Annotated in this window: 5 protein-coding genes and 1 pseudogene; 5 read left to right on the top strand and 1 reads right to left on the bottom strand. The window is 62.1% G+C overall.

The window, feature by feature from the left end; all coding sequences use genetic code 11:
* Positions 1-1,172: 1,172 nt before the first annotated feature.
* The 5 genes from U9980_RS19535 to U9980_RS19515 all read left to right on the top strand — a co-directional run bounded on the left by U9980_RS19535 (position 1,173) and on the right by U9980_RS19515 (position 5,549).
* Complete coding sequence (locus U9980_RS19535) at positions 1,173-2,033, top strand: hypothetical protein (RefSeq protein ID WP_322769242.1); 861 nt, start codon at positions 1,173-1,175, stop codon at positions 2,031-2,033.
* A 1,065-nt stretch (positions 2,034-3,098) separates the two neighbouring features.
* The gene (locus U9980_RS19530; protein ID WP_322769241.1) at positions 3,099-3,332 is read left to right on the top strand and encodes a hypothetical protein; all 234 of its coding nucleotides are present in this window, start codon (positions 3,099-3,101) and stop codon (positions 3,330-3,332) included.
* A 459-nt stretch (positions 3,333-3,791) separates the two neighbouring features.
* Complete coding sequence (locus U9980_RS19525; protein ID WP_322769240.1) at positions 3,792-4,457, top strand: hypothetical protein; 666 nt, start codon at positions 3,792-3,794, stop codon at positions 4,455-4,457.
* Positions 4,458-4,897: 440 nt separating this feature from the next.
* Positions 4,898-5,188 (top strand): nucleotidyltransferase family protein, encoded by a 291-nt coding sequence (locus U9980_RS19520; RefSeq protein ID WP_322751414.1) that lies wholly within the window; start codon positions 4,898-4,900, stop codon positions 5,186-5,188.
* Positions 5,178-5,549, top strand: coding sequence for a DUF86 domain-containing protein (locus tag U9980_RS19515; protein WP_322769239.1), 372 nt, complete (start codon positions 5,178-5,180; stop codon positions 5,547-5,549). Before U9980_RS19520 ends, U9980_RS19515 begins: the two co-directional genes overlap by 11 nt.
* 341 nt (positions 5,550-5,890) lie before the next feature.
* Here U9980_RS19515 and U9980_RS19510 read toward each other — a convergent pair.
* Positions 5,891-6,166, bottom strand: a pseudogene (locus U9980_RS19510) (hypothetical protein); the annotation flags it as partial.

Below are 6,166 nucleotides of genomic sequence, written 5' to 3'. Positions count from 1 at the left end.
AAGGGCGCGGCACGGGCCGCGCCGCGCGACGGCTGCGCGTGGCGCTGACGCGCCATGCTCGCCGGGTGCGTCGCTGGCCCGCCACCGCGCATAAGCCAGACCAGGAATGGCAAGTATCCCAGGCATCCCGGGACCTGTGGGCATGTCGGTCAGACCGACCGCCACTGGATAGGCGAATCCATGCCGTACCGAGCGGCACGGATTCGCAATGTCGTCCTGTTTCGCGGTCAGGTTCACCGACCGCCCGAGCACGTTTCGGGATGCGCAGCCATGCGACCACCGGAGAGCATCGCTGGACGCGCCAACGGCAGACGAAAACCGTGCAGTGGGCACGCCATCTGGCAGCCGGGAGACAGCATCCGGCCGCTTCGCTCCCCGGGCAGCCCGACCCCTCACCGAACGCGAGGAGGCTATCTGTGGTCACTCTGAAACCCGCGAAAGTCGTTAATCCGACTCGGTTTTTCCCCGCGCAGGAACACCGTTAGGTAACACGGTTTCAGGCAGGTTGCGTTTCAATCCGACTCGACTTTTGCCCGCACGGGAACCCGGACGCCGTACGCTGGCCCGTGGCTCAACAAGTTTCAATCCGACTCGGTTTTTCCCCGCAGGAACAGTACCATAGTTTCCACCCCCGCTGACCTGCGACGATGCAAGATCGTCTCACAGCCTCCGAAAGGACCCTGTGGACAACCATGCCAAAATCTATGATCGATAACGGTCTTGCAGGTCAACGAGATGTCGATGTTTCCCACAACCTCCCCCGATCCTCGGCGTGTCGGAAGTTCTGGACGACGATCAAGGTTTCTCGATTTGGCAGGCGGTCACTTTTGCCCTTGACCGTGGCAGAGCACGCCACTCCCGGGCGCCTGGATCGATCCGACCCGCCGCACGGAGTCATCATCCCGCGGACGCCCGGCGCCGCGAGAGAGGCTCGACCAGAGGTAGACCCTGCGTCGGTCAGCATCGCGCCATGACCACCCGCTTGCCTGACAGACGAACTGACGGCCCGGCCCGCAGACAACCACGGGCAGACGGCAGACGTGCGCGACGCCCACCCGGCGCAGTCGACAGCCAGGAAGGCCGGGACACTCTCCGCACGGGATGGCGATCGGTTCCGGTACTGACATACTTACGTCACCGTATGCGCATCGAGGCGCCAGGAAGGTCAGTCCGTGACGCTCGTCATGTCTTGTATTTCCAAGGAGTATGCCATCCTCGCGTCCGACAGGAGAATCACATGGTTGAAGAAAGGTACTCCTCCAAACCGAGAAGATACAGAAAACAAAGCAATTGTCTTATGCGGTCGTTTTCTGATGGGCTACACGGGACTTGCGCGGCTTGGTGGTGTCAAGACGGAGCAATGGGTTGCAGAAACCCTGTTCAACGTTAGCCCCTCCGACTATTTCCGCGTCCTTGCTGAAAATTCCAGGTCGGCAGTCGCGGCCCTGAAGCTGCCCATACAGGAATCGGGACATGCGTTCGTCGCTGTCGGGTTTGGTTCCGCGCGAAGTAGCCCTGGCGACCTTCAACCAGTCGGAATCATGGTGTCGAACGCGCTCGGAAATGGGTACGGCATATGGCGTCCACGAGCAGGCTTTGACATTACTCGGACCACCCCGCTCGCCGATCCACATGATTTCCGAATCAGCGCGATCGGAAAAGTTCCAACACGCGCTGCTACCGACGAAGCAGTCGATCTAATCCGCCGATACCGGAAACGTCACCGCTCGTGCGTCCTTGGAGTCGCACAGGTCCTAGTCAATCTCATTCGCACTGTGGCCGCAAAGCATGAATGGGTCGGATCGGATATATCGATTTCCGTCTTGCCGAGGCAGGCCGTACCAGCACAATTCGTCGAAATAAATGTGAAAGGAATTCAAGATCCTGTCAATCACCTGACATGCGTGTTTGTACCATCAGGTACAACCGTCGAGACAGCAAGTGTATACGCTCCTCTTTTAGTGTACCCGGGAATGACTGCTATCGGCGGCGAGATATGGTCCGAAACAAAACCCCCGTGGTGGCAGGACTAATCGAATAGCCGATTCAGACACTTCTAATACGGGCAGGACGGAGTGGCGCGCTCATCAAAAAGGGTCGTCGTTCACCCAATTTGCCGTCCACTGAAACGAGACCAAGTGCAATACGGGAACAATTTCCCAATGTTATGGCGTGCATCGCGTCGCCGCTGACATCGGTCGCACGGTTCACCCGCACGGTAACGGACAGCGTGCTCCGAGGTCACACCCAGTCGATCACTACTGTCCGCTACCGGCGCTGTGATGGCTGCCGTACTGCAGTTGTACTGCAACGGGGTGGACGTCCGTGGACGGTCCAGAGACTGCGACCTGCGCCGGTGGACGTCGGTGGACATCTATGGACGTATCGCCGAGGACTACAGATCAAGAAGTTTGGGGTTCGAGTCCTCTGAACGCACGTCAGGTTGTTGAGGGCGGAAGTGCTCGGCGACGAGCCAGACCAGCCTGCTGCCACCGACTGAGACTTGATCATATATCGACCTGTTGAGGAATTGAGCGGTCATAGATGAGAATCTTTCACAATGCGTCGGATATTACACATAGATCACCTCCGACGATTGCACCAGAAAAAATCAATAAATTTGCTAGAGTGCTGCCTCACAGGCTTGATCAGTAGATAGAGAAGTTTGAAAGGATTGACAGATGGCAGGCAGGCGGATCGGCGGCGCAAAAGGCGGAAGTGATCCAGCTAGGAAAGGAGTAGGAGTCGTCGTCGCAGGCAGCATCGTGATAGTCCTAAGCAGCAGCGGTAGCATCTCCGCAAGCGGCAGCGCCTCAGTGGCACGATCGTCGCCATCATCAAGCGGATCGTCATCTAGTGAACGCTCCGGTTTCGAAATCAGCACTCAGGACTTCCGTTCGGCCGAAGTTCGACTGGTACGGCGAGGCTTACGAGTCAACGGACACTTGCAACCTGATGGCGCAACCTGCGCCGAGCACTCGTACGGAGAGGTCCGAAGCTTCTTCCGTGAACGACCGTGCGCGGCCCTCTACCGGGCCCAGTTCGAGGTTCGAGACAAGAAGGGCGACGTTGTTTTGGTCGCCGTATCTTGGGTCCAGATGCCCGACTTGGACGGCGCGCGCGCATACAAGCAGCTGGTCGACGCGAGCGGCACCGGCAACATCACCGAGCTGTCGCGCGAAGATGGGCATTACCGCACAGTCCGCTACACCGGATACCGATACGCGTCCCGCCGCGATGGCACCGTTGTAGCGAATGCGCAGGCGGAACCTGTCGCACGAGGTTGGACCGGTCTCGCTCTGACGTCCATAGTCAACGAGGCCGTCCGGTGACGGGCGCTCGGCCGTCTCGCGAAGGCGCTCCCTGTGACGCTGTCGGCCATCTCTTCAACCCCTCCTATATCTTTCAATCTGGGTCCGACCGTCGCGCCGGGGCAGCCAGGGTGGCAGCCAAGCCCGCTGACGACCAGGGACGCGAGCGAACATCCACGGAAAGGATCAAGTCTGTGACCTGCATCGGCGGACGTCAGCGGACATAGGCGGACGAAGTACACGACAGCTCATAATCCGTCGGTCGTGGGTTCGAGTCCCACCCGCCCCACCCTTTCTCTGATCATGCCCCCGACCTGGGCGAATTCGGTTCACGATCTATCACTCAAGATCCAGCACCATGGAACAGTACTGGTCAGGGCGTCGACAGCTGGTTCGAGCCCCGGTTGGACGACCACGTTGCGACCATGCGAACCGTCCGTCCGCCGAGGTATTGAGCGGCGGCGACTTCGGAGGACACCCGTGGTAGCCACAGGCAGCCGCTGGGCCAGCACCAAGAACGTGCAGGGCAACCTGTTCGCCGAGCCCCTGGGTAGGGACGAAGGGGACAGTCACGTCCAGCTGCCGTCCAGTATTGCGGTGGCACCGGCCGGGCGTCGCCGTTCACGTCAGGCGGCACGGACAATGCCCATCGCCCTGGACCACTTCATTTCCGTGGTCTCCTTGATGGACGTCCCTGATTCGGCGGAGATCATGGTTGACACGTCCCGCGCACGGCTGTTCGGCAACCTCGACGAGCTGGCGGCTACCTCGCGGCTGGTGGTGGACCGCCCGGCCGGCAGCAGGCACCCGCGGGTGCCGGAGGCCGTGTACCCCATCGACCACGGCTGCCTGAAGGGCACCGTGGCCGCAGACGGTGACGGCGTGGACGTCTTCCGCGGCAGTGCCGTCGGTGCTGGCGTGGTGGGATTCCTCGTGACGGCGGATCCGGGCAAGTGTGACGTGAAGGTCAAGGTTCTGATCGACTGCACCGCCGAGGAGATCGACCGTGTGCGGCGACTACTCGACGACGTCCTGGGGATCGGGGGCCTGCTCGTGCGGCGGAACCTGGAGACCGCCACTGGCTCAGACGGCCCGACGGCTGGCGAAAAATCGGGTACGCAGACGTGGCGGCAGCAGGGACGATGAGACGCCTGGTGCATGACAGGATGCTGAACGCCTTACCCGTGCGCTGACCAATGCGATCATGGTCTGCGGCTGCGAGCCCTCCTCACCCGGCTCGGACACCGACCCGACGGCCCGCTCGGGCATGTCCCCGGCGCGATCGACCAGGCCCTCGACAGCGTCGAGATCCTCACCCGACCGAGCCGCCGCCACGACTATGCCCCCATGCTTGGACTCCGGGCGTGAATCTCGCGGCAAGCTGTCCGCGGAGTGGATCGAGCAACTCGGCGGCGCCGGCGACTGGGACGCATGACCAGATGCACCTCGTGCGTCGGACTGCTTCGCGACGCTTCGGGTCGCGACTGGGTGGTGGTTCGCGCGGCACGCAGATTCCCGGTGGGCGTCGCGCATCAGGCGGTGCCTGAGTCGTGCGGTCGTGGCTGTCCTCTGGCGATAATGGCTATGTGACCGTCGACCTTCGTGACAGCCGGATCGCCGAGGTATGCCGGCGCTACGGTGTCGCTGAGCTGTCCGTCTTCGGCTCGGTGGCTCGCGGCGACGACACCGACGAGTCGGACGTCGACCTGCTGTACGTGCTGGCGCCCGACTCGAAGCTTGGCTTCGACATCGTCGATCTCCGAGATGATCTCCAAAAGATTGTCGGTCGTCACATCGACCTGGTTCCCAAGTCTCGGTTGAAATGGGTCATCCGCGACCGGGTGCTCGCGGAGGCTCGGGTCCTCTATGCGGCGTGATGAGCTGTACCTCGTCGACATGATCGAGGCCGCGGTCGCCGCGACGGCGTTCGTCCGGGACGTCGACGAGACCGCGTTCCTGGCGAGCGACCTGATCCAGAGCGCCGTTCTGCAGAAGCTCCTGGTGATCGGCGAGGCGGCCGGACGAGTCTCACCCGAGATCCACGCGCGCTGGCCGGACGTGCCGTGGCGGTCCGTCACAGGCTTCCGCAACATCGCCGTTCACACATACTTCGAGGTCGACTGGTCAATTGTGTGGCGAATCGCCACGACCGCGCTGCGCGAACTCCAGGAGCAACTGACAATGCTCCTCAAAGCAGAGTTCCCGCTCGTCGCCAGCCAACTCGACCAGCCGCACTGACCACGGGCACATCCGCCCTGGGTGTGGACGTACTGGCCGTCAGCCCCTCCTCAGCGCAACCGCAGCCGGAGCACAAACACACTCCGAGGCGGAAGAGGAACGTCGACGCGACCACGATTCCCAACGATCACGGTCACCAGGCGGCCCGGAAGTGCCCGGAACCGCCAGGTGTTCGGAACGCTTGTTCTACTCGGTAGACGATGTTCCGATCGGCGCGGTCACCGAGCAGCGTCCCTGTTCGGGGCACGTGTGGCGACCGGCCGGACGGTGATTTCAGGGCCGACAACGCCGGGTAGCCCGCAGGGCTGCGCGAAGGTTGCCCGGCGTGGCGATCAGCTACTCTAGGTAGCTAAAAACTGGAGTGCCCGGTTGCGGTCTCCGGCGATGTATTCGAGGGTCTCCTTGATCTTTGTAATGCGTTGGAGGCGTAGGAGACCGAGAGCGAGATTGCGGAGAATGGCGAGGTTTCGTGGGCCGTCTCCGAGGTGAGCGCGACAGGCGTCCTCGTGCCAGGCGGTGTCGCGGACGTAGTGCACGCGGTTGTCCGGTAGCTCCGGCGCATTGCTGCGCCGGAGCCCCGTCAGAACCGTGCTTGCCACTCGTCGCGGCACACGGCC

The organism is Protofrankia sp. Cr1, assembly GCF_963555865.1.
Lineage (GTDB): Bacteria > Actinomycetota > Actinomycetes > Frankiales > Frankiaceae > Protofrankia.
The sequence above is the reverse complement of the archived record's forward strand: the minus strand, read 5'-3'. Positions and strand labels throughout refer to the sequence as shown.

Coding starts and splice junctions, on each gene's coding strand:
- U9980_RS19530 (WP_322769241.1), top strand. CDS start 3,099: ATGCCCGACTTGGACGGCGCGCGCGCATACAAGCAGCTGGTCGACGCG.
- U9980_RS19515 (WP_322769239.1), top strand. CDS start 5,178: ATGCGGCGTGATGAGCTGTACCTCGTCGACATGATCGAGGCCGCGGTC.